At 70.8% G+C, this 22,472-nt stretch carries 22 protein-coding genes; 13 read left to right on the forward strand and 9 right to left on the reverse strand.

The genetic code is table 11. From position 1 onward, the window contains the following. The 3 genes from ACIBVL_RS33240 to ACIBVL_RS33250 are packed head-to-tail and all read right to left on the reverse strand — an operon-like array spanning position 1 to position 2,729. Positions 1-1,155: a CaiB/BaiF CoA transferase family protein gene (locus ACIBVL_RS33240; protein WP_399103063.1), complete on the reverse strand. Its 1,155-nt coding sequence runs from the start codon at positions 1,153-1,155 to the stop codon at positions 1-3. Between the two features lie 37 nt (positions 1,156-1,192). Then, a complete protein-coding gene (locus ACIBVL_RS33245; protein ID WP_399103066.1) occupies positions 1,193-1,972 on the reverse strand; it encodes an enoyl-CoA hydratase/isomerase family protein in 780 nt (259 codons plus the stop codon). Between the two features lies 1 nt (position 1,973). Continuing rightward, the gene (locus tag ACIBVL_RS33250) at positions 1,974-2,729 is read right to left on the reverse strand and encodes an SDR family NAD(P)-dependent oxidoreductase (protein ID WP_399103068.1); all 756 of its coding nucleotides are present in this window, start codon (positions 2,727-2,729) and stop codon (positions 1,974-1,976) included. 85 nt (positions 2,730-2,814) lie between these two features. On the opposite strand from ACIBVL_RS33250, the gene ACIBVL_RS33255 reads away from it, so the two are divergent. The 7 genes from ACIBVL_RS33255 to ACIBVL_RS33285 all read left to right on the forward strand — a co-directional run bounded on the left by ACIBVL_RS33255 (position 2,815) and on the right by ACIBVL_RS33285 (position 10,025). Continuing rightward, the gene (locus ACIBVL_RS33255) at positions 2,815-3,957 is read left to right on the forward strand and encodes an acyl-CoA dehydrogenase family protein (RefSeq protein WP_399103071.1); all 1,143 of its coding nucleotides are present in this window, start codon (positions 2,815-2,817) and stop codon (positions 3,955-3,957) included. 97 nt (positions 3,958-4,054) lie between these two features. Next, entirely contained in the window at positions 4,055-5,545 is a 1,491-nt protein-coding gene (locus ACIBVL_RS33260) for an aldehyde dehydrogenase family protein (protein ID WP_399103074.1), read from the forward strand. 21 nt (positions 5,546-5,566) lie between these two features. Beyond that, positions 5,567-7,141 (forward strand): AMP-binding protein, encoded by a 1,575-nt coding sequence (locus ACIBVL_RS33265; RefSeq protein WP_399103076.1) that lies wholly within the window; start codon positions 5,567-5,569, stop codon positions 7,139-7,141. A gap of 4 nt (positions 7,142-7,145) precedes the next feature. Continuing rightward, positions 7,146-8,297, forward strand: coding sequence for a thiolase family protein (locus ACIBVL_RS33270; RefSeq protein ID WP_399103079.1), 1,152 nt, complete (start codon positions 7,146-7,148; stop codon positions 8,295-8,297). Further along, positions 8,294-8,689 carry a Zn-ribbon domain-containing OB-fold protein gene (locus ACIBVL_RS33275; RefSeq protein WP_399103081.1) on the forward strand — a complete coding sequence of 132 codons (396 nt, stop codon included), beginning with the start codon at positions 8,294-8,296 and terminating at the stop codon, positions 8,687-8,689. Before ACIBVL_RS33270 ends, ACIBVL_RS33275 begins: the two co-directional genes overlap by 4 nt. 97 nt (positions 8,690-8,786) lie before the next feature. Beyond that, on the forward strand, positions 8,787-8,945 hold the full coding sequence (locus ACIBVL_RS33280) for a DUF742 domain-containing protein (RefSeq protein ID WP_399103334.1): 159 nt from the start codon (positions 8,787-8,789) through the stop codon (positions 8,943-8,945). A 288-nt stretch (positions 8,946-9,233) separates the two neighbouring features. Continuing rightward, entirely contained in the window at positions 9,234-10,025 is a 792-nt protein-coding gene (locus ACIBVL_RS33285; protein ID WP_399103083.1) for a FadR/GntR family transcriptional regulator, read from the forward strand. Positions 10,026-10,050: 25 nt separating this feature from the next. On the opposite strand, the gene ACIBVL_RS33290 is transcribed toward ACIBVL_RS33285, so the two are convergent. The 3 genes from ACIBVL_RS33290 to ACIBVL_RS33300 are packed head-to-tail and all read right to left on the reverse strand — an operon-like array spanning position 10,051 to position 13,022. Next, a complete protein-coding gene (locus ACIBVL_RS33290; RefSeq protein ID WP_399103086.1) occupies positions 10,051-11,076 on the reverse strand; it encodes a TIGR03617 family F420-dependent LLM class oxidoreductase in 1,026 nt (341 codons plus the stop codon). Next, entirely contained in the window at positions 11,073-12,209 is a 1,137-nt protein-coding gene (locus ACIBVL_RS33295; RefSeq protein ID WP_399103088.1) for an acyl-CoA dehydrogenase family protein, read from the reverse strand. Before ACIBVL_RS33295 ends, ACIBVL_RS33290 begins: the two co-directional genes overlap by 4 nt. 3 nt (positions 12,210-12,212) lie before the next feature. Continuing rightward, positions 12,213-13,022, reverse strand: a complete 810-nt coding sequence (locus ACIBVL_RS33300; protein ID WP_399103091.1) for an enoyl-CoA hydratase/isomerase family protein — start codon at positions 13,020-13,022, stop codon at positions 12,213-12,215. Positions 13,023-13,119: 97 nt separating this feature from the next. Here ACIBVL_RS33300 and ACIBVL_RS33305 point away from each other — a divergent pair, with 97 nt between their 5' ends. Both ACIBVL_RS33305 and ACIBVL_RS33310 read left to right on the forward strand, forming a co-directional pair. Beyond that, the gene (locus ACIBVL_RS33305) at positions 13,120-14,013 is read left to right on the forward strand and encodes a crotonase/enoyl-CoA hydratase family protein (RefSeq protein ID WP_399103093.1); all 894 of its coding nucleotides are present in this window, start codon (positions 13,120-13,122) and stop codon (positions 14,011-14,013) included. Positions 14,014-14,704: 691 nt separating this feature from the next. Beyond that, complete coding sequence (locus ACIBVL_RS33310; RefSeq protein WP_399103095.1) at positions 14,705-16,114, forward strand: family 1 glycosylhydrolase; 1,410 nt, start codon at positions 14,705-14,707, stop codon at positions 16,112-16,114. A gap of 54 nt (positions 16,115-16,168) precedes the next feature. Here ACIBVL_RS33310 and ACIBVL_RS33315 read toward each other — a convergent pair whose 3' ends face one another. Continuing rightward, positions 16,169-16,666 carry a MaoC family dehydratase gene (locus ACIBVL_RS33315; protein WP_399103098.1) on the reverse strand — a complete coding sequence of 166 codons (498 nt, stop codon included), beginning with the start codon at positions 16,664-16,666 and terminating at the stop codon, positions 16,169-16,171. Between the two features lie 27 nt (positions 16,667-16,693). After that, positions 16,694-17,515: an enoyl-CoA hydratase/isomerase family protein gene (locus tag ACIBVL_RS33320; RefSeq protein ID WP_399103101.1), complete on the reverse strand. Its 822-nt coding sequence runs from the start codon at positions 17,513-17,515 to the stop codon at positions 16,694-16,696. Between the two features lie 109 nt (positions 17,516-17,624). Here ACIBVL_RS33320 and ACIBVL_RS33325 point away from each other — a divergent pair, with 109 nt between their 5' ends. From ACIBVL_RS33325 to ACIBVL_RS33340, 4 genes are read left to right on the forward strand one after another with little or no spacing between them, the layout of a single operon-like run. Beyond that, entirely contained in the window at positions 17,625-18,749 is a 1,125-nt protein-coding gene (locus ACIBVL_RS33325; protein ID WP_399103103.1) for an acyl-CoA dehydrogenase family protein, read from the forward strand. Between the two features lie 19 nt (positions 18,750-18,768). Further along, positions 18,769-19,947 (forward strand): acyl-CoA dehydrogenase family protein, encoded by a 1,179-nt coding sequence (locus ACIBVL_RS33330; protein ID WP_399103106.1) that lies wholly within the window; start codon positions 18,769-18,771, stop codon positions 19,945-19,947. Beyond that, positions 19,944-20,456: a nuclear transport factor 2 family protein gene (locus tag ACIBVL_RS33335; protein WP_399103108.1), complete on the forward strand. Its 513-nt coding sequence runs from the start codon at positions 19,944-19,946 to the stop codon at positions 20,454-20,456. The genes ACIBVL_RS33330 and ACIBVL_RS33335 overlap by 4 nt, the downstream gene beginning before the upstream one ends. Further along, the gene (locus tag ACIBVL_RS33340; RefSeq protein ID WP_399103110.1) at positions 20,456-21,211 is read left to right on the forward strand and encodes an SDR family NAD(P)-dependent oxidoreductase; all 756 of its coding nucleotides are present in this window, start codon (positions 20,456-20,458) and stop codon (positions 21,209-21,211) included. Before ACIBVL_RS33335 ends, ACIBVL_RS33340 begins: the two co-directional genes overlap by 1 nt. A gap of 5 nt (positions 21,212-21,216) precedes the next feature. Here ACIBVL_RS33340 and ACIBVL_RS33345 read toward each other — a convergent pair whose 3' ends face one another. After that, a complete protein-coding gene (locus ACIBVL_RS33345) occupies positions 21,217-22,428 on the reverse strand; it encodes a CaiB/BaiF CoA transferase family protein (protein WP_399103113.1) in 1,212 nt (403 codons plus the stop codon). Positions 22,429-22,472 lie beyond the last annotated feature (44 nt).

The raw sequence follows: 22,472 nt of genomic DNA on the forward strand, positions 1-22,472 counted from the left end.
TCAGTTGAGTTCGCGGAGCACTTCGTCGGTGTGCTCGCCGAGCGTCGGTGCGCCGCCGCGCGGCTTCTCGTCGACGCCCCAGAAGGCGACGGGAGTCGCCACCGTCCGCAACGGCGGCGCGTCACCCATACCGGGCTGTTCGACGAACGCCCCGACCGCGTCCGCCTGCGGATCGGCCGCCACCTCCGCCAGGGTCTGCACGGGCGCCCACCACACGCCCTCGGCGTCGAAGCGCTCGGCCCACTCCTCGAGCGGCCGCTGCGCGAACTCCTCGTCGAACACGGCGATCAGTTCGCGTACGTGGCCGCGCCGGGCCTTGGCGGTCGCGAACCGCTCGTCCGTGAGGAGGTCCTCGCGGCCGAGGGCCTTGACGACACCGGGCCAGTGTCGGTTGCCCTCCAGGCCGACCAGCCAGAACCAGCGGTCGTCGGCGGCCCGGTAGGAGTTGTAGAGCGGTGACTCGTGCTCGGTGCGGTGGCGGGTCCGGCCGCGCTTGCCGAAGTAGTTCTGCAGCGCGAGGTCGTTGCCGTTGGCGTAGGTGCCGGACCGCAGCAGCGAGACGTCCACCACCCCGCCTTCGCCGGTGCGTTCGCGGCGCAGCAGCGCGGCCAGCACTCCGGCGACCAGGTTGGCCGCGGCCGTACGGTCCCCCAGGCCCGGCCGGATGCCGGGCGGCGGCTCTCCGGCGGGATTGAGCATGGCCGCGATGCCGGGCCGGGCCCAGAACGCGGAGACGTCGTACCCGGCCCGGTCGCGCTCGGCGCCCGTCCAGCCGTAGCCCGTCAAGGTGCCGACGACCAGGCGGGGATGGCGGGTGCGCAGCTCGTCCGGGGACAGGCCCAGCCGCTCCAGGGCGCCCGGGCGCAGGTTGGTGACGAACACGTCGGCACGTTCCAGTAGCCGCTCCAGTACGTCCTTGCCCTCCTGCGAGCGCAGGTCGAGGACGATCCCGCGCTTGCCGCGGTTGTCGGTCTCGAACGGTGGAGCGCTGTCGATGTCCTGCCCGACGTGCTTGAGCGTGTACCGGTTGGGGTCGCCGGTCGGCGCCTCCACCTTCACCACGTCCGCGCCCCAGTCGGCGAGCATGGTGGCCGCGGCCGGTGCCGCCACCCACATGCCCAGCTCGACCACGGAATAGCCCTCCAGTGGCCGCACGGGCCCACCTCCAGATCATCGGGCGCTTGTACGCCTGCTACACGCCGCGGAAGTCGCCCGGTCGGCGTTCCCGGAAGGCCTTGAGTCCCTCGGCCCGGTCCTCGGTGCTGAACAGCACCGAGACGGTTTCGCGCTCGTACGCGATCGCCGCCTCCAGGTCCATGCCGAGCCCGTAGTCGATGAGCCGCTTGCCCGCCGCGAGCGCGAGCGGGGCTCCGGCGGTCAGCTTCGCGGCCAGGGCTTCGGCGGTCTTGAGCGCACCGCCGGGCTCGGCGAGTTCGTTGACGAGCCCGAGCGCGTGGGCCCGCTCCGCGTCGATCGGCTCGCCGGTGAGGATCAGCTGCTTGGCGATCGCCGGCGGCAGGAGGCGGGGCAGCCGCTGGGTGCCGCCCGCGCCCGGCAGCACGCCGAGCTTCATCTCGGGCAGGCCCAGCCGAGTGCCGCGTTCGGCCACCCGCAGGTCGCAGGCGAGGGCAAGCTCCAGGCCGCCGCCGAAGGCGAACCCGTGAACGGCCGCGACCGACGGCTTGGGGAAGTCCTCCAGGAGCGCGAACGCCTCGGTCAGACGCCCCACGAAGGCACGGAACTGCCCGGGTGCCGTGAACGACTCGATCTCACCGAGGTCGGCGCCGGCCGAGAAGGCCCGGCCCGCACCGGTGATGACCAAGGCGCGTACGTCGTCGTTGTCGCCGATGTCGGCGAGGGTCTGCTTCAGCTGGTCCGCGGTCTCGGAGCCGATGGCGTTGAGCTGCCCCGGCCGGTCGAGGGTCAACACGGCTGTTCGGTCGCGGAGTTCGGTGCGCAGCACGGTGTTCACCTCAGACCATCGTCAGGCCGCCGCTGACCGAGAGTGTCTGCCCGGTCATGTAGGCGGCGTCGTCGGACGCGAGGAAGGCCACCACACCCGCGATCTCGTCGGGCTGGGCGACGCGGCGCAGCGGGATGGCCCGCACTGTCGCGTCGTACATCCTCTGGCTGTAGTCGGCGACCTGTCCGAGCAGCGCGGTGTCGGTCGGACCCGGGCAGACGCTGTTGACGGTGATGCCGTGCCGGGCGACCTCTCGGGCCAGCGCCTTGCCGAAGGCGATGACCCCGCCCTTCGTGGCGGAGTACACCACTTCGCCGGAGGAGCCGACGCGGCCGGCGTCCGAGGCGATGTGCACGATCCGGCCGCCACCGCTTTCGATCATCGAGTCCAGTACGGCCCGGGTCACCGTGATCGTGCCGCGCAGATTGACGTCGATGATGCGGTTCCAGGTGCCCTCGGCACTGTCGACGAAGCGGCCGATGACGTCGACGGCCGCGTTGTTGACCAGGACGTCCACCGGTCCGAGCTCGCCAATCACCCGCTCCACGGCCGCGTGCACGGCCGCGCTGTCGGAGATGTCCGCGCCGACCCCTGACGCCCGCACTCCGTACCGCTCGACTAGCCGGCCCGCGGCCTTGGCGGCGGCCTCCGGGTCCAGGTCGCAGACGGCGACCGCAGCTCCCTGGGCGGCGAGGCGGTCGGCGATCGCCTCGCCGATGCCGCGTCCCGCTCCGGTGACGAGTGCCACCTTGTCCCGTACGCTCACGCGCCCTCCCTCGCCCAGGTCCCGATACAGCGCTATCGTATAACTACTTCAGCTAAATAAGCGAGATGTGTGAGTGGAGTCGAGCATGCGCCGAACGATCTTCACCGAGGAACACGAGCTGTTCCGCGAGACCGCCCGCACCTTCTACCTGCGCGAATGTGCCCCGTACGCCGAGCAGTGGGAGCGCGACGGCCAGGTGAGCCGGGCCGCCTGGGCGGCGGCGGGCAAGGCCGGACTCATCGGCTGGCAGTTCCCCGAGGAGTACGGCGGCCAGGGCATCCGGGACTTCCGCTACAACGCGATCATGGCGGAGGAGATGGCGGCCACCAGCTCGGTCGGCATCGGACTCGGGCTGCAGAACGACGTCCTCCCGCCCTACCTGATGAACCTCACCACCCCGGAGCAGAAGGCCCGCTGGCTGCCCGGTGTCATCAGCGGCGAGACGATCTGCGCGCTCGCCCTGTCGGAACCGTCCGCCGGGTCCGACCTCAAGGGCATCCGCACCACCGCACGCCGTGACGGCGACGAGTGGGTGATCGACGGCTCCAAGACCTTCATCACCAACGGCATCCTGGCCGACCTGGTGATCGTCGCCTGCAAGACCGATCCGGAGGCCGGCCACAAGGGCATCAGCCTCATCGTCGTCGAGCGCGGAGCCGAGGGATTCGAGCGCGGACGCAAGCTCGACAAGGTCGGCATGAAGGCCCAGGACACCGCCGAGTTGTTCTTCCATGAGGTCCGCGTCCCAGCGGAGAACCTCATCGGAGAGGAGGGCCGCGGTTTCTACCACATGATGGGCAACCTCCCCACCGAACGGCTGGCCATCGCCGTCTCCTCGCTGGCGGCCGCTGAGCGGGCCCACGTGCTGGCGCTGGACTACGCCAAGACCCGCACCGCCTTCGGTCAGCCCATCGGCGAGTTCCAGGCCAACCGGTTCGCCCTCGCCGACATCAGGGCCAAGCTGAACGCCGCCCGCGTGTACGTGGACGGCTGCATCATGGCCCTGTTCCAGGGCGAGCTGACGGCCGACGAGGCCGCCGCCGCCAAGTACTGGACCTCCGAGACCGGCTGGGAGGTCATCGACCGCTGCATGCAGCTCTTCGGCGGCTACGGCTACGTCAACGAGTACGAGATCGCGCGCATCTGGCGCGACAGCCGGGTGCAGCGGGTCTTCGGCGGAACCTCGGAGATCATGCTGGAGATCATCGGGCGGTCGCTGGGTCTGTAGGCACGGCCTGTCCTGGATTTATTGACTACCTTGGATAAATAGGTTAGCTATTTAGCCTTGATGTGCGCAGTGCTGCGCGGTCTCTAGGAGGTACCCCGTGGTCACGGTCGATGTGGAGCTGCACCAGGACAGAGCGGAGCACGACCTGCCGCGGCCGCGTCTGGTCATCGGCGGCAAGGACGTCACCGACACCAGCGGCGGGCTCTACGAGCACCGCAACCCGGCCACCGGCCTCATCCAGGCGTACATCCCGCTCGCCGGGCCCACCGAGGTGGACCAGGCAGTGGCGGCCGCCCGCCAGGCCTTCGAGGTGTGGGGCACCATGCGCCCCGCCGAGCGCCGCCGGCTGCTCACCTGCTTCGCCGGGCTGCTGCGCGACCACATCCCCGACTTCGCGGCGATCTGCCCGCTGGAGAACGGCGTGTGCGTCGGCGGCTGGGCGGAGAACGTCGGACCGCACGTCGCCGAATGGACCGAGTACTACGCGGGCTGGGCCGACAAGATCGAAGGCATGGTCGGCGCGGCCTACAGTCCGCACGAGAACGTCGAGTACACCATCGCCGAGCCGTACGGCGTCATCGGCCACATCATCACCTGGAACTCTCCCGCGCTGTCCCTCGCGATGAAGGTCCCGCCGTCGCTCGCCGCCGGCAACACCGTGGTCATCAAACCGGCCGAGTCCACACCGTTCTCCGCGCTGCTCTTCGCCGACCTGGCCCGCGAGGCGGGCATCCCCGACGGCGTCATCAACGTCGTCACCGGACTCGGCGACGCGGGCTCGGCCCTGGTCACCCACCCCGGCGTCGACAAGATCTCCTTCACCGGCGGCCCCGCCACCGCGCGCCGCATCATGGCCGACGCGGCCCTCAGCCTCAAGCCGGTCGTGTTCGAGCTCGGCGGCAAGTCCGCCAACCTGCTCTTCGCCGACACCGACCTGGACACCGTCGTCCCGTACTGCGCCGCCTTCGCCATGAGCAACACCGGTCAAGGCTGCGCACTGCCCACCCGTCTGCTTGTGGAGCGCCAGATCTATGACGAGGTCATCGCCCGGGTGACCGGAGTGATCGCTCATCTGCCGGTCGGCGACCCGCTCGACCCTACGACGTACATCGGACCCCTCATCAACGAAGCAGCCCGTGACCGCGTCCAGGGCATGGTCGACAAGGCGGTCGAGGACGGTGCCGGCCGGCTCGTGTACGGCGGCGAACGCATCGCATCCGACGGCTACTTCGTCTCCCCGACCGTCTTCGCGGACGTCGACAACCGCAGCGACCTCGCGCAGCAGGAGGTCTTCGGACCGGTCCTGGCCATCACCCCGTTCGACACCGAGGAGCAGGCCGTCGCCCTGGCCAACGACAGCGAGTACGGCCTGTCCGCCTACATCCAGTCCCGTGACATCGCGCGCGTCCACCGCCTGGTGCCGCGCCTGAAGGCCGGAACGGTCTACGTCAACCCCGGGCCGAATCCGATCACTTCGCCCGCCACACCGTTCGGCGGCGTCGGCATGAGCGGGTTCGGGCGGGAAGGCGGCAAGGCCGGTCTGGACGAGTTCATCAACGTGAAGGGCGTCGGCATCGGCCGCGTCTGACCGACCATGGGGAGCATTCTAGTGAATCCCGCCCGCCGCCTGACGTTCGGCGACATCATCCGTGAGCACCGAAGGTCCTTCCCCGACAAGGTCGCCCTCGTCGACGGCGACGTCCGGCTGACCTGGCCCCAGTTGGACGAGCGCACCAACCGACTCGCGGGCGCCCTCACGGACGCGGGCGTCGGCTCCGGCGACCGCATCCTGTGGCTGGGCCAGAACTCCTTCCGGATCTGGGAGCTGCTCGGCGCCGCCGCGAAGATCGGCGCCATGGTCTGCCCCGGTTACTGGCGCTGGGCAGCCCCCGAGATGGCCTTCGCCGTCGAGGACTTCGACCCCAAGGTCGTCGTCTGGCAGGACGAGGAGATCGGCGACACGGTCGCCAAGGCGCGAGCCGAACTCGGCAGCGACCACCGGGCGTTGTGGCTGCGCCACGACTCGGATGGCGCCGACTCCTACGAGTCCTTCCTGGCCTCCGGAGCGCCCGAGGACACCGCCGCCGAGGTCGACCCCGACGCGGCGCTCCTGGTCATCTACACCGCGGCGATCTCCGGCCGGCAGTCCGGCTCGATGCTCTCGCACCGCAACCTGCTCGCCATGGGCGCGAGCGCCGCCTGGATGGGGGACATCGGCACGGAGACGTCCTTCCTCGGCGCCGGTCCCATGTTCCACATCGGCAACTACCAGTTCTGGGGCGTCCCGGCCTTCGTCCACGGCGGCAAGAACGTGGTCGTGCGCCGCGTGGTCGCCGAGGAACTGCTCCCGCTGCTGGCGGCGGAGCGGTGCACCCACGCCTACCTGATGCCCCCGACCATCGCGCAGCTCGTCGCGCTGAACAGCGAGGCCGGCCACGACCTGTCCCACCTGCGCGCGAGCGTCGCCGCGCAGCTGTGGCAGGGCACCGTCCCCACCGATGAGAGCCGCTTCACCCGCAACGGCGGCGGCATGGGCCGCGGTTACGGGCAGACCGAGGTGACCGGCTTCGCGGTGACCGGCGCCTACGGCGGCACCGGCACCGGCAACGCGGGCCGCCCCGGCCCCTTCACCGCCGTACGCGTCCTGGACGGCACCGGCAACGAGTGCGCGGTCGGCGAGGCCGGCGAGATCTGTGTCCGCGGCGATCTCGTGCACCTCGGCTACTGGAACCGGCCCGAGATCAACGAGGAACGCTTCCGCTTCGGCTGGTGGCACACCACCGACCTCGGCCGGCGCGAACCCGACGGCACGATCAGCTTCCTCGGGACGACGACCCGCATGCTCAAGTCGGCCGCCGAGAACATCTTCCCGGCCGAGGTGGAGAACTGCATCGAGTCCCACCCCGCGGTGAAGGAGGCCGCCGTGATCGGCGTGCCCAACGAGCGCTGGGCGCAGGACGTCAAGGCCGTCGTGGTGCTCCAGCCGGGCGCCGAGCCGCTCACCGCCGGGGACGTCATCGAGCACTGCCGGGCGCGGATCGCCTCGTACAAGAAGCCGAAGACGGTCGAGTTCTTGGAGTCGCTGCCGCGCACCAAGGACTACGCCAAGGACTACCAAGCCCTCGACGAGCGCTTCGGCGGGGGCGGCTATCCCGGCGGCGACCAGCTCGGCGCGGGGCGGTGACCCGGTGAACCCCCGCCAACCCGTCGTCGTCGGCGTGCACGCCACGGAACAGGCGCTGACACTGCCCGACCGCGACGCCATGGACCTCGCCCTCGAAGCGGTACGCGGCGCGATCGCGGACGCCGGACTGACCCCGGCCGACGTAGACGGCGCCCAGGTCGACTGGCCCGGCCCCGGCGGCGTACCCGGCGAGGGCAGCTCCTGGGCGCGGATGCTCGGCCGGGACCTGCGCTGGACCAGCGACTCGATGCTCGACAACGCCGGCTCACGGGGCCTGCTGAAGGCGGCCGCCGCCATCAGCGCCGGATACGCGGACACCGTCGTCGTCGGCGGCTGCAAGCTGGTCTCGCGCGGAGCCGGTCCCGTCGGAGCCGGTGTGCCCCTGGAGTTCGCCGACGTGTGGGGCAGCTATGTCGTCGCCCAGTTCGCGCTGGTGGCGGCACGGCACATGCACGAGTACGGCACGACCTCCCGGCAGCTCGCCGAGGTCGCCGCCACCATCCGCAACAACGGCACCACCAACCCGGAGGCGATGATGTACGGCCGCGGCCCGTACACCGCCGACGACGTCCTCGCCTCCCGGATGGTGGCCACGCCCTTCCACCTGCTGGACTGCTGCATCGTCGGCGAGGGGGGCGCCGCACTGGTGGTCACCACCGCCGAACGGGCCCGCGACCTGCCACAGGTGCCCGTCGCCGTCCTCGGCGGCGGCATGGAGTACCACCAGGCCGCGTACGCCAACCCGGCGCTGTACCGGGAAGTCGGTCAGCTCGGCAAGGACGCCGCGACCCGCGCCTACGCCATGGCCGGCGTCGGCCCGCACGACGTGGACCTCTTCTCCCTCTACGACCCCAACTCCTTCGAGATCATCCGGCAGTTGGAGGCACTCGGCCTGTGCGGCGAGGGCGAGGGCGGACCGCTGGCGGCCAGCGGCGCCATCGCCGTGGGCGGCAAGCATCCCGTCAATCCCGACGGGGGCTGTCTGTCGTACGCCTGGAACGGGACGCAGCAGATGACGCTCAAAGTCGTCGAGGCCGTACGGCAGTTGCGCGGCACCGCCGTGCACCAGGTGGAGGGCGCCGAACTCGCGGTCGTCGGCAACGCCGGATCCGGCGCACAGCACTACGAGATGAGCCTGCTGGGGAGAGCGCGATGAGCCGACCCGTACCCGTCCCCACCGAACTGTCCGAGCCGTTCTGGGACGCGGCCCGGCGCGGCGACCTGGTCGTCCCCTACTGCCCGAGCTGTGACCTGCGCTTCTTCGTCCCCGAGCCGGCCTGCCCCGGGTGCATGGCGCCGGACTGGCACTACGCGCCCAGCGCGGGCCGGGGGACCGTCTACTCGGTGACCGTGGTCCATCGCGCCCCCGGCCCCGGCTTCGATGCGCCCTTCGCGCTCGCCGTGATCGACCTGGACGACGGCGGCACCCTGCTCTCCCACGTGGACGCCGGTGATCCGGAGGCCGTCGGCATCGGCATGCGCGTTCGCGTCCACTTCCGGCCCCTCACGGACGAGATCACGCTGCCCTGGTTCGTGCCGGAGCGTTGATCGCATCGGTTGAAACCGATGATGGTAGGAACTGTCGGTCAGGCCTTACACGATCACCCAGGGCCGGACGGCACCCGCGTGCGACGACCTCACTCTGATCACCCTCGTGAGGACCGTCGAACCGGTACCGGGCCGGGCCGGACTGCGAGGCCTGCAACCCGAGCACCGCTCGATCCTCCAGCAGTGCCGCACACCCGCAGCCGTGGCCGAGATCGCCGCGGAACTGAACCTGCCGGTGGCGGTACGAAAATCCTGATCGACGACCTGGTGGCGCTGGGCAGGGCGACACCCGTTCGCCGATCGCCGTAGCAGTAGGCAGCGAACGGGAGATCCGTGAAGCGCTCGACCTCGACCCGGAAGTCCCCTTGGTGATGGGGGACATGCGGCAGAAGGCGGTCGGTCGCGATCTGCTGCTCGCGCTGGCCGAACATCTCATTGCGCGCGAACTCGGTAACCTAGTTTAATCAGTTATCTAGTAGAGTGGGCCGTCTACCCGGTGCTCGGGCTGTGTCCCGCACCCCTGGGTCGGACGGAGGTGGGCCCGGTGACAAGTACGACGGGGCGGCAGGGCGGTCGTGGCGGGGGCGTGAACGGTGTCAAGGTGCGCGTCCCCAAGATGGCCGAGCTGGTGGCGGCACAGCTGCGCCGCAAGATCGTGCGCGGGGAGCTGGCCGAGGGCGAGGCGCTGCCGGCCGAGGCGGCGCTGATGGCGGAGTTCGCCGTCTCCCGGCCGACACTGCGCGAGGCGTTCCGGGTCCTGGAGTCGGAGTCGCTGATCAGCGTGCGCCGGGGCGCCCGGGGTGGGGCACGGGTGCAGACCCCGGAGGGCACGGTCGCGGCCCGGTACGCCGGCGTGGTGCTCGAATACCGGGGCACGACCCTCAAGGACGTCTACGACGCCCGTACGGTCATCGAGGCACCGTGTGCCGGTCTGCTGGCCGAGGGACGCACGGACGAGGACCTGGAGCGGCTGCGGGCCGCGGTCGCCGAGGCCGAGACGCTGATGGACGATCCGTCGGCGTTCATCCGCGCCCACATGGAGTTCCACGCCCTGGTCGTCGAACTGGCGGGCAACGAGACGCTGAGCGTCCTCAACGGCATGGTCCGGCACATCATCGACCAGGCGAACTGGTCCCACGTCGACCTGGACGCGGGCAGCCCCGAGAACGTACGGGCCAACCGCCGGGGCTTCCGCGCGCATGGCGCGCTCGTCGAACTGGTCGCCGCGCGCCGCACCGAGGCCGCCGAGGAGCTCTGGCGCGTCCACCTTCAGGAAGCCGAGGACTACCTGCTGCAGAACAGGTCCATGACCACCGTCCTGGACTTGCTCGGCTGACCTCCCGGGCCCGCTCGGCCGACCATCACCCGAGGGTGCGCAGCTCCTGCACGATGGGCTCCCACACCTCGGCGTCGATCTCGTACGCCGTGTAGAAGGACACCCGGTCGACCAGTGCCCCGTACCGGCCCCTGATCTCGCCCGCGACCCGCTGCGGTTCCGCCACGACCGCGAAGGTGTGCAGCACCTCGTCGTCGACGAGGCGGCTCATCGCCTCCCACTTGTCCTCGCGCCGGGACGTCGACAACGCGTGCAGTTCGTCGGCGAGTTCGCCCCAGCCGTGCAGCTCCAGCACCCCGCGGTAGGCGGGTGTGCTGCCGTAGAAGGCGATCTGGGCACGGGTGCCGTCGATCGCGCGGGTCATCTCCTCCTCGGTGCGGCCGGTAGCGGTCAGCAGCAGATGGGAGACGGCGAAGTCGGCACGCGTGCGGCCGGACGTGGCGAGCCCCGCCTCCACGGTCGGCAGGGTCACCTCCCGCAGGTACCGCTCGGTGGTGAAGCCGTGCGCGAGGAGCCCGTCGGCGACCTCGCCCGCCACCTTGGTCATCGCCTGGCCGACCGCGGCCACGAACACCTTGGGCGCGCCGCCGGGAGCGGGCGGGGGAGAGAAGAAGGGCGACATCAGGGTGTGCGAGTAGAAGTCGCCGCGGAAGTCGAGCTTCACGCCCTCGTTCCAGGCGTCCCAGATCGCGTGCAGCGCGCTCACGTACTCCCGCATGCGGGCCGCGGGCCGGCTCCACGGCATGTCGAAGCGCCGCTCGATGTGCGGCTTGATCTGGCTGCCGAGACCGAGCGAGAACCGTCCACCGGCGTAGCTCTGCAGGTCGTGCGCGGTGTACGCGAGCTGCATGGGGGAGCGGGCGAAGGCCACCGCGATGGCCGTCCCCACCTCGAGCCGGTCGGTGTGCTCGGCCGCCAGCACCAGCGGCAGGAAGGGGTCGTGCTTGGACTCCGACGCCCACAGGCCGTCGTAGCCGGCCTTCTCGTGGTGCCGGGCCTCCTCCACGACCTCCGTGGTGCTCCACACGTTGAGCTTGCCGTCGACCTTCATGCCGCTCCCTTGTCCGTGTCCATGCCGATTCTCCGTGCGAGCAGCTCCCGGTGGTACGCCGGATCGCCGAACAGCAGCTGTGACGTCCTGGCCCGCTTCAGGTAGAGGTGGGCCGGATGTTCCCAGGTGAAGCCGATGCCGCCGTGCACCTGGATGTTCTGCTCCGTCGCCTGTACGCACGCGTCGGAACAGAACGCCTTCGCCAGACTCGCCGCGGCAGGCAGCTCCGGGTCCTCGTTCTCCGACGCGAGCAGGGCGTAATGGGCTGCGGCGCGCGCCGACTCCACCTCCAGCAGGACGTCGGCCAGCAGGTGCTTGACGGCCTGGAAGGAGCCGATGGGGCGTCCGAACTGGTGGCGCACCTTGGCGTACTCCACCGCCATGTCGAGCGCACGGGAGGCCACCCCGACCTGCTCGGCGGCCAGCGCCACCGCGGCCCGGTCGAGCACCTGCGAGACCAGGTCCCAGCCGTCGCCGTGCGTACGCAGCCGGGTCGCCGGTACGTCCTGGTAGTCGAGGCGGGCCTGGCGGCGGGTCGGGTCCATCGTGGGCAGCGGTGCACGGGTCAGGCCGGACGCGTCGCCCTCCACGAAGAACACGCCGATGCCGTCGGCGGTGCGGGCGACGGTGAGGACGACATCGGCGGTGGCACCGTCCAGGACGAACATCTTGTGTCCGGTCAGCAGCCAACTTCCCTTGCTCTCACGCCCGGTGAGCCGGACCCCGGAGGCGTCCCAGCGGGCGGAGTCCTCGGTCAGGGCGAGGGTCCCGACGAGTTCGCCGGAGGCCAGGCCCGGCAACAGGCGCTTGCGGGCGTCCTCGTCGGCGCAGCGCAGCAGCGTGGTCGTCGCCAGCACGGCCGAGGACAGGAACGGCGCACACAGCAGTGCACGGCCCATCTCCTCCATCACCACGCCCATTTCGACCGGCCCGCATCCGGCACCGCCGTACTCCTCCGGGACCGCCAGCCCCTGCAGCCCGAGCTCCGTCCCCATCCGGCGCCACAGCGCCCGGTCGAAGCCCTCGGGGGTCTCCATCAGGCGCCGCGTCTCGGTCGCGGGCGAGGTGCGGGCCAGGAACGCCCGTACGGTGCGCCCCAGTTCCTCCTGCTCCTCGCTGAACGCGAAGTCCATGCCTCAGCCCTCCCCGGCGGTCCGGCGACGGGCGCGGGACGCGATGATCTTTTCGACGACGGCGATGTGGTCCAGCGAGTGCATGGTCTCCTGCTCGGCGAGCAGGGCGGGTTCGAGCACGGTGGCGAGCGCCTGCTCCAGGTGCAGGTTCACCGCGCGCTTGGTCTCGCGCAGCGCCTGCGCGGGAAGGGCGGCCAGCCGTCCGGCGAGGTCCATGGCCTCGTCCAGGAGCTTGTCCTTGGGCACGGTGCGGTTGGCGATGCCCAGCCGGACCGCTTCCTCGGCGCTCACCCGGTCGCCGAGGAACAGCAGTTCCTTCGCGCGGGTCAGTCCGACGAGCAGGGGGAGGACGAGTGCGCCGCCGTCGCCCGCGACGAGCCCGACCTGGACATGAGGGTCGGCGATATAGGCGTCGTCGGCGATCAGCACCAGGTCGCTCAGCAGGGCCAGGCTGCATCCCAGGCCCACCGCGGGCCCGTTGACGGCCGCGATCACCGGCAGCGGGCAGCGCACCATGCCGGTGATGATCCGCCGCGCCTCGTCGATGTTGCGCTCCCGGAAGGCGCGGTCGTGCTGGACCCGGGTCATGATGTCGAAGTTGCCCCCGGCGCTGAACGCCCGGCCGCGCCCGGTGAGGACGGCCACCCGGGCCTCCGGGTCGGCGGCGAGGGAGTTCCACAGGGACGCGAGGCCGGAGTGCAGTTCCTCGCTCATCGCGTTGAGCTGGTCGGGCCGGTTCAGCTCGATGAGCCGGACCGGGCCGACAGCGGTCACCACCAGGTCGGTCATCTCCACCGCCATCAGTTCATCCATCAGCTCGTCCCATCGGCCAGGGGCGAGTCGTTAGAGTTGAATGCTATAACTAATTAAGCTTTCTGGAAACGGCTCGCCGGAGTGACGGAGGACGCGTATGCCGGAGCAGGAGTACGACACGGTGCGGACCGAGGTGGCGGACCGGATCCTCACCGTCACCCTCGACCGGCCCGAGAAGCTCAACGCCTTCAACCCGCAGATGATGGCCGACCTGCTCGACGTCCTGGACGCGGCCGACGCCGACGACGACATCCGGGTGATCGTGGTGACCGGCGCCGGACGCGGCTTCTGTGCTGGCGCCGACGTCAGCTCCGGCGGCTCCTCGTTCGATCATCGCAAGGCGGGGGCCTGGCACCGGGACACGGGCGGCCGGGTCGCCCTGCGGATCTTCTCCAGCACGAAGCCGGTGATCGCGGCGATCAACGGCCCGGCCGCGGGCGTCGGGGCCAGCATGACCCTGCCCATGGACATCCGCCTGGCGTCGACCTCGGCGAAGTTCGGGTTCGTCTTCGCCCGCCGCGGCATCGTGCCGGAATCGGCGTCGAGCTGGTTCCTTCCCCGGGTCGTCGGCATGCAACGGGCGATGGAATGGGTGGCCACGGGCCGCGTCTTCGGCCCGGACGAGGCGCTCGCGGCCGGGCTGGTCCGCTCCGTGCACCCGCCGGAGGAGCTGCTGCCGGCGGCCTACGAACTCGCGCGGGAGATCGCCGACAACACCTCCGCGATCTCCGTCGCCCTCTCCCGCCAGATGATGTGGCGGATGCTGGGCGAACCCCACCCGATGGCCGCCCACCGGCTCGATTCCCGGATCATGAGCCAGATCGGTGGCGGTCCGGACCCCGTGGAGGGCGTCCAGTCGTTCCTCGCCAAACGGCCGCCCGCGTTCCCGGGCCGGGTCAGCAAGGACATGCCACCTCTGTATCCCTGGTGGCAGGAAGAGGAGTTCCGCCCCCTGGAGGAGCGGGCACCGGCATCGGAGGGCCGGGGATGACGACGTTCGACCGCACTGAGCATCCTGATCGGCGATGTGGCGTCCCGGCCGTCGGCCTTGAACAGCGGCACGGACGTCTTCGGGTCCTCGGAGCGACAGCTCGGGAGCACCCGGCCCGCGGACCCCGCACCTTCGGCCCCTCCCCGGCCCCGGGAACGGACGGCCCGCTGCACCCCGCCGCCGCGCCGCAGGCGGAGCCGCTCTGCGAGGGGGCCACCGCAGCCGGGACCGGACTCGGCCGGCGCCGGCGGTGCGCGCGTCCGGCCGCCCACGTACGGGCTGTCCACCAGGACGTCGACGCCCGCCGATCTTCTCGTCTGGGCCGGTGCGATGCCGGGTAACTGGAGGATCTGCGGCCTCCGGGCCCCGGCCACGGGCGTGCACCTCGACGGCTCTGCCGCGCTCGGCGAGGGCGCGTGTCACGACGGTGTCCACCGGTACGGTCGGGTGCGGCCGGTCCGGGCGGGGTGCCGGTAGACACTGGCGGCATCGAACCTCTGTCCCTTCTCGATGGTGTCCCTTCTCCATGGTGTCCATGGCCCGGAGGGCGGCCGACCGCATCCTGGAGGCGGTCTGATCCCGTATCGAGAGATCTGGCCGAAACATTGTCGTAGTTTGTTTGACCTGTTAGCGTCCGGTCGGCAGACATTCAGCTGAATGCGCTAAACCATTTACCGCCTGGACGGTAACCATGAGCGATGGTTTCCTGCACGAATCGCTTCGCCGCGTCGACTGGGGAGTCGCCACGGCGGACACCATCGCGGCGCCCCCGCCGCCCCTGCCGGAACGCGGCGGGCACTTCCGGCAGTGGATCGACGACCTGCGGCAGTTGACCGGTGTCGTCGCGGACACCCACCGCATGGTCGCCGGATGGCCGCAGCTCCAGCCCGTCGGCCCCGGCAGCTGGGACCGGGACGCGCTGGACCGCTGTGACCGCGCACTCGACGCGCTGCTCGCGCACGGCACCCGGCCCGCTCTCACCCTGCTCGACCGCTCATTGCCGCCGTGGCTGGAGGCGGCCGGCGGCTGGCTCGCCCGTGACACCGCCGAGCACTTCACCGTCTACGCCGCCGAGCTGGGCCGCCGTTTCGGCGACCGGGTGGAACGCTGGATCACCTCCACCGACCTCGCCGGCCCCACCCTCGCCGACCACGTGGCCGGAATGTATCCCCCGAACCGGGGCGCGGGCCGGGCCGGACTGCCCGCGGTCCACCACATCCTGCTCGCGAACGGGCGCGCCACCCAAGCCCTGAGGGCCACCGGCGCGCGAGGCCGGATCGGCACCACGGTCACCCTCGTGGGTGGCTACCCGGCCACCGACGACCCCTACGACCGTCTCGCCCTGGAACGCCTGGAGAGCTGGACCAACCGTCTCTTCCTCGACCCGCTGCTGCTCGGCGAACACATGGTGACCGAGGACGGTGACTCACCGGTCGAGGACACCGGCTGCGTGCGCCCCGGGGACCTGGAGACCATCGCCACCGAGCAGGACCTGCTGGGCCTGTCCTGGCACACCCCGTTCCGTGTCACCGCGCCGGAGAACCTGCCCCGCGTGCTGCCGACGAGAACCTGTCAGAGCGCCCTCAACGAGGTGAACCGCCTGCTCGTGGGCCTGGGCTTCGCGATCGTGCCGTTCGACGACGTGGAGACCACCGCCTACGGCTGGCCGATCATCCCCGAAGGACTCGCCGACGCCGTCGCCGGTCTCTGCGAGCTGTACGGCGACCTGCTGCCGCCGCTGTCCGTCATCGACAACGGCATGGGCGACCTGGACCTCGTGGACGCCACGGGACACTGCGACGACGAACGGCGCCGGTCCCTGCTGCGCGCCCGGCTCTCCTGGCTGGCCGGAATCACCGCGGCCGGTGTGGAGGTGTGCGGCTACGAGTACTGGTCGGTCCTGGACAACCTGGAGGCGAAGTTCCGCTACACCCGCCTGTACGCGATGGCGGTCCCGGACCACGAGGCCCCGCCGCGTCCCCCGATCCCCTCCGACTGGCTGCACCGCGGCGCCTTCGCCGACGCCGCCGTACCCGAAGCCGGGCGGGCCACCGGTCTGCGTCTGGTGCCGGCCGGGAGTCAGGACGGCGGAACCGCGTAGCCCGGCCCCGGGCTCAGGAGGCTGGAGCTCTCGTAGCCCGTCCCGGCTCCGGGCTCAGGCCGGAGCCTCGTAGTCCTTGCCGCGGATCAGCCGCACCGGCGTGTAGACGAGGACCTCCTCGTCCCGCTGGTTGCGTACCGTGATGCGGCTGGTCACCACTCCCCGGCCGGGCTTGCTGGAGGGCCGACAGCCCGTGGTCTCCACGACGGCGTACACGGTGTCGCCGACGTACACCGGACCCAGCACGTCGAGTTCCATGTGCAGGAAGGCGAGGCCCGTGCCGTGCAGCACGTTCGTCTGGAGGACGAGACCTTCGGCGATGCAGTACGTCAGTCCCCCCGGCACCAGTCGTCCCGTGTAGCCGCCGTCCGCGGCGTGCGAGGCGTCCCAGAAGAGGGGCTCGGTGAAGCCGCCCCAGGTGACGAAGTTGACCAGGTCGGTCTCCGTGATGGTGCGGCGGGCGGTCCGGAAGACCTGCCCGACCGGCATCTCCTCAAAGGTCAGACCTTTGATCAGAAGGGGCACTTCGGTGCCGGTCTGCTGCAGTGCCATGATCGATCGGTTCCTCTCGTACGGTGGTCACAGGTCGAGCGGGTGTTTGCCGCTGACGCCCTCGAAGTCCGCGGGCCGCTTCTCGCGGTGGGCGGCGAGTCCCTCGACGACCTCGTGCCCGCCGAACCCGAAGAACTCCAGGCCGAGCGAGGCCTCGAAGATCGGCTGGGCGGTGCGGTACCAGTGGTTGAGGGACCGCTTGGTCCAGCTGATGGCGCTGGCGGGGCCGGCGGCCAGGGCGGTCGCCACCCGCAGGGCCTCGGTGTGCACGTCCGCGTCGTCCACGCACTTGGACACCAGCCCGATCCGCTCGGCCTCCTCGCCGGTGAGCGTCTCGCAGGTGAGCAGGTAGTACTTGGCCTTGGCCATGCCGCACAGCAGCGGCCAGCAGATGGCCGCGTGGTCACCGGCCGCGACTCCGAGCCGCGTGTGCCCGTCGACGATCTTCGCCGTGCGCGCGACGACGGAGATGTCCGCCAGCATGCCGATGACCAGACCCGCCCCCACCGCCGGGCCGTGGATCGCGGAGACCACCGGCTTGGAGCAGTTGAGCACCCCGTAGACCATGTCCCGCGCCTCGCGCATCACCCGGGCGCGCACCGCGTAGTCCTCGGTCATGGCCTCGATGGAGTCGAAGGTCCCGCCTGCCGAGAACGCCCTGCCCGCTCCCTGGACGAGCACCGCGCGGGTCACCTCGTCCCGGTCCACGACGGACCAGATGTCGGCGAGTTCCCCGTGCATCCGCGGATCCACGGCGTTGAGGTTCGGGGCGTCGAGCACGATCCGCAGCACGCCGGGCGCGGGCCGCTCGAAGGTCAGGCTCGTGAACGGTGCGTAGGGATCGGTCACGTCGCGCTCCTGGTGCATTCAGTGTGGATACTATAATTATCTAACTGTATCGAGAGGTGGGCGGCAAGCACGCCGCACGTGACGTTGCACCGAGGACGGGAAGCTCGGCATGGATCTCACCTTCAGCGAGGAACAGGACGAACTGCGCAAGGTCGTCCGCTCGTTCCTCGCCAAACACTCCGACGAGGCGACCGTGCGCCGCCTGGCCGCCGACCCCCGGGGTCACGACCCCGCCGTCTGGCGGCGGATGGCACGCGAACTCGGCCTCCAGGGGCTCGCCGTGCCGGAGGAGTACGGCGGCTCGGGCTTCGGCTACGTCGACCTCGGCGTCGTCTTCGAGGAGGCGGGCCGCGCGCTGCTCGGCGGGCCGTACTTCGCCACCGTCGCCCTGGCCGCCGAGGCGCTGCTGCGCTGCGCCGACGAACAGGCGCGGCACGACTTCCTGCCGGGCATCGCGTCCGGCGAGACGGTCGCCACGCTGGCGCTCACCGAGGGCAGCGGCCGCTGGGACGAGCAGGGCATCGGGCTCACCGCGCTCCGTGACGAGACAGGCGGCTGGCGGCTCAACGGGGCGAAGACCTACGTCCCGGACGGGCACCTGGCCGACCTGCTCCTGGTAGCCGCCCGCACCCCCTCGGGCATCAGCCTCCTGGCCGTCGAGACCGCCGACACCCCCGGCCTCACCCGCACCGCCCTCCCCACCCTGGACCAGACCCGCAAACAGGCCCGGATCGAGTTCGCGGACACCCCCGCCCGCCTCCTTGGCCACGAGGGCACGGCCTGGCCGGCCCTGGAGCGCACCCTAGCCACCGCCGCCGTACTCCTGGCCGCCGAACAGGTCGGAGGAGCCGCGGCCGCCCTGGACGCCGCCGTGGCGTACGCCAAGATCCGCGAGCAGTACGGCCGACCCATCGGCTCGTTCCAGGGGATCAAGCACAAGTGCGCCGACATGCTCATGGAGATCGAGTCCGCCCGCTCGGCCGCGTACGGCGGGCTGTGGGCGCTGGACGCGGACGACGAGACGGAGATCGCGATGGCCGCCGCCCTCGCCCAGGCCTTCTGCTCGGAGGCGTTCACCAAGGTCGCCGCCGACAACATCCAGGTCCACGGCGGCATCGGCTTCACCTGGGAGCACCCCGCACACCTGTACTTCAAGCGGGCCAAGAGCTCCGAGGTACTGCTCGGCACACCGTCGTACCACCGGGAACTGCTCGCCACCCGGCTCGGCATCTGAGACCTGAGGAGAAGCAGACATGGAGCTGGACTTCGGGCCCGCGGTACGCGACTTCCGCGACGAGGTGCGGGACTGGCTGGCGGAGCACCTCGTGGGGGAGTTCGCCGAGCACCGGGGCGTGGGCGGCCCCACCGACGGAGCCGCCTGGGAGGTCCGCCTCGCCTGGGACCGTGAACTGTCCACAGGCGGCTGGCTGGGCGTCGGCTGGCCGAAGGAGTACGGCGGACGCGGGCTCGGGCTGCTGGAGGAGATCGTCTTCGAGTACGAGTACGCCCGCGTCAACGCCCCGTACCGGGCCACGGTCAACGCCCTCGACCTGCTCGGCCCCATGCTCCTCAAGATGGGCGGCGAAGCGCAGAAGAAGCGCTTCCTGCCGCCGATCATCGCCGTCGAGGAGCTGTGGGGCCAGGGCTTCAGCGAACCCGGCGCCGGCTCCGACCTGGCGTCCGTGCGCACGCGGGCGGAGCGGGACGGCGACGAGTGGGTGATCAGCGGACAGAAGGTCTGGACGTCATTCGGCATCCACGCCGACTGGCTCTACGTCCTCACCCGCACCGACCCGCAGTCCGCGCGGCACAAGGGCCTGAGCCTGCTGCTGGTGCCCACCGACCAGCCCGGCGTGGAGATCCGCCCCATCCGCAACCTCGCCGGGCAGGACGAGTTCGCCGAGATCTTCCTCTCCGACGCCCGCACCGGCGCCGACATGGTCGTCGGCGAGGTCGGCCAGGGCTGGCGCACCGCCATGGCCACGCTCGGCATCGAGCGCGGCACCACGCTCCTGCCCCAGCAGCTCACCTTCGAGCGGGAGGCCGAGGCACTGATCGACCTGGCCCGCGAGCGGGGCGCGCTCGACGACCCGATGCTGCGCCGCCGCATCGTCGACGCCTGGATCTCCGTACGCATCATGCGCACCACCAACCTGCGCACCGTCGCCGAACTGACCGCCGGCCGTACCCCGGGCGCGCAGGCCACCACCGCGAAGCTGTACGCCTCCACCCGGCATCAGCAACTGGGGCAGCTGGCCACGGAGTTGGCGGGTCCCGTCGGACAGATCGTCGGTGAGGACTACGCCTTGGACCGCCGGCAGCGCTCCTTCCTGCTCTCCCTCGCCGAGACGATCTACGGCGGGTCGAGCGAGATCCAGCGCAACATCATCGGAGAGCAGGTCCTGGGCCTGCCCAAGGAGCCGCGCCCGTGACGTCGCTCGAGGACCGTATCGACCGCATCGAGTCGCAGCTCGCCATCCGGCAACTGCCCATCCGCTACGCGCTCGCCGTGGACGGCCGCGACCTCGACGCCTGGGTCGGCTGCTTCCGGCCCGACGTGGACATGGGGCGCCATGGCCGCGGGCGGGCTGTCCTACGGCAGCACATCGAACCGCAGGTGCGTGGCTTCCACCGGTCGGTCCACCAGATCTGCGGCCACCGCGTCGAGTTCACCGGCCGCGACACCGCGACCGGCGCGGTGTACTGCCGGGCCGAGCACGAGGTGGGGGAGCGGTGGATCGTCATGGCGATCTGCTACTGGGACGACTACGCGCGCGTTGACGGTGACTGGTACTTCTCCCGGCGCCGCGAGCGCCACTGGTACGCGGCGGACGTGACCGAGCGCCCCCAGGCGGTGGGTTTCAGCGGCTGGGAGGGCGCCGGAGAGCCGGCGCTGCCCGACGCCTTCCCCTCCTGGTCGGCCTTCTGGAAGGAGACGTGATGGCACGGTTGTCAGGGAAGGCGGCGCTGGTCACCGGCGGAGGGCAAGGAGTGGGGCGTGGCATCGCGCTCGCGCTGGCGGCCGACGGGGCGGCGGTGGTGATCACCGGTCGCACCGAGAGCAAGCTGAAGGACACGGTCGGGGAGATCGCCGAGCGTGGGGGCCGGGCGTACCCCGTGGTAGGGGATGTGGGGGAGCGGGACGACGTCGACCGCATGGTGGCCGAGACGGTACGGGCGTTCGGGGGGCTCGACGTGCTCGTCAACAACGCGCAGTCCTCGGTGCAGCGCAGACTGGCGGAGACGTCGTACGCGGATGTCGAACTCGCCTATCGCAGCGGCCCGTTGGCTGCCTTCCACGCGATGCAGGCGGCCCTGCCCCATCTCAAGGAGAGCCGTGGCAGCGTGGTGAACCTCGGTTCGTCGGCAGCCGTGCAGGGCGAGGCGACCTTCGCGGCGTACGCGATGGCCAAGGAGGCGATCCGCGGCCTGAGCCGGGTCGCCGCGCGGGAGTGGGGCGCGTACGGGATCCGCGTGAACGTCATCTGTCCGGCCGCGCTCAGCCCGGCGGCGGAGGACTACCTGGCCGCGCACCCGCACAAGGCGGACGAGCTCGCCCGGCAGATCCCGTTGGGGCGGCTCGGGGACCCGGAGGCCGACATAGGCAGGGCGGTGGCCGCGCTCGTCAGCGACGACATGGCCTATCTGACGGGCGCGACGCTGATGCTGGAGGGCGGCCGGACCCTGATCGGCTGACGCCGCTACACGACACCACGGTCCCGCAGCACAGCCAGCTGACTGCCCGTCACCCCCGCGAGAGCGGTGAGCACTTCGTCGGTGTGTTCACCCAGCGCCGGCGGCGGGGCGTACCCCTCGACCGGCGTCGCAGTGAACCGGATGGGGTTGGCGAGCATCGGCAGCTGTCCGGAGGCCGGGTCCTCGACCTCGATCAGCATCCCCCGGTGCTGTATTTGCGGGTCGGCGAAGACCTCGGGCATCTCGTTGTAGGGGCCTGCGGGCACGTCGTGCGCGTCGAGTACGGTCAGCCACTCGTCCCGGGTGCGGGTGCGCAGGATCGCCGCCAGCACCGGCAGGATCTCCTCGCGGTGGGCGATCCGGGCGGAGGTCGTGGCGAACCGTTCGTCCTGCAGGAGGTCGGTGCGGTCGGCCGCCGCGCAGAACGCGGCGAACTGTTTGTCGTTGCCCGCGACCAGGAAGATCGGCTTGTCCTCGCAGGCGAAGGCCTGCGAGGGGATTCCGCCGTAGCCGCCGTTGCCGCGTCGCTGCGGAACCTCGCCGGAGACCAGGTAGTTCATCGCGAAGTGGGACAGCGAGGCAACGCCGCAGTCCAGCAGGGACAGGTCGATGAACTGCCCCTCGCCGGTGAGGTCCCGATGCCGCAGCGCCGCGAGGACGGCCGTGGAGGCGTAGAGCCCGGTGAGGATGTCGATCATGCTGACGCCGACCTTCATCGGTTCCTCGGGGTGCCCGGAGACGCTCATCATCCCGGACATGGCCTGGAAGATGCCGTCGTAACCGGGACGGTCGGCGTAGGGGCCGGTCTGGCCGAAGCCGGTGACCGAGAGGTAGACGAGGCGCGGGTTGAGTGCGCACAGGCTCTCGTGGTCGAGGCCGTACTTCGCCAGGGTGCCCGTCCGGAAGTTCTCGACCAGGACGTCCGACCGTGCGGCGAGAGCGCGGATCAGTTCCTGGCCCTCGGGGGAGGCGTGGTTGACGGTGACGGACCGCTTGTTGCGGTTGCAGGAGAGGTAGAAGGCGGCGGTGTCGGTCCGCTCGCCCTCGGGTCCGGGGGCGAACGGAGGGCCGTACGTCCGGGAGTCGTCCCCCGATCCGGGCCGCTCGACCTTGATCACCTCCGCGCCCAGATCGGCCAGCATCTGGGTGGCCAGCGGCGCGGCGAGGATGCGGGACAGATCGAGCACGCGGATCCCGGCCAGTGCGGTCGACGGCATCTGGGCCTCCCTCTGTTCACAGACAGCGAATCAGTTATATAAAT

This window comes from Streptomyces sp. NPDC049687 (genome assembly GCF_044465285.1).
Lineage (GTDB): Bacteria > Actinomycetota > Actinomycetes > Streptomycetales > Streptomycetaceae > Streptomyces.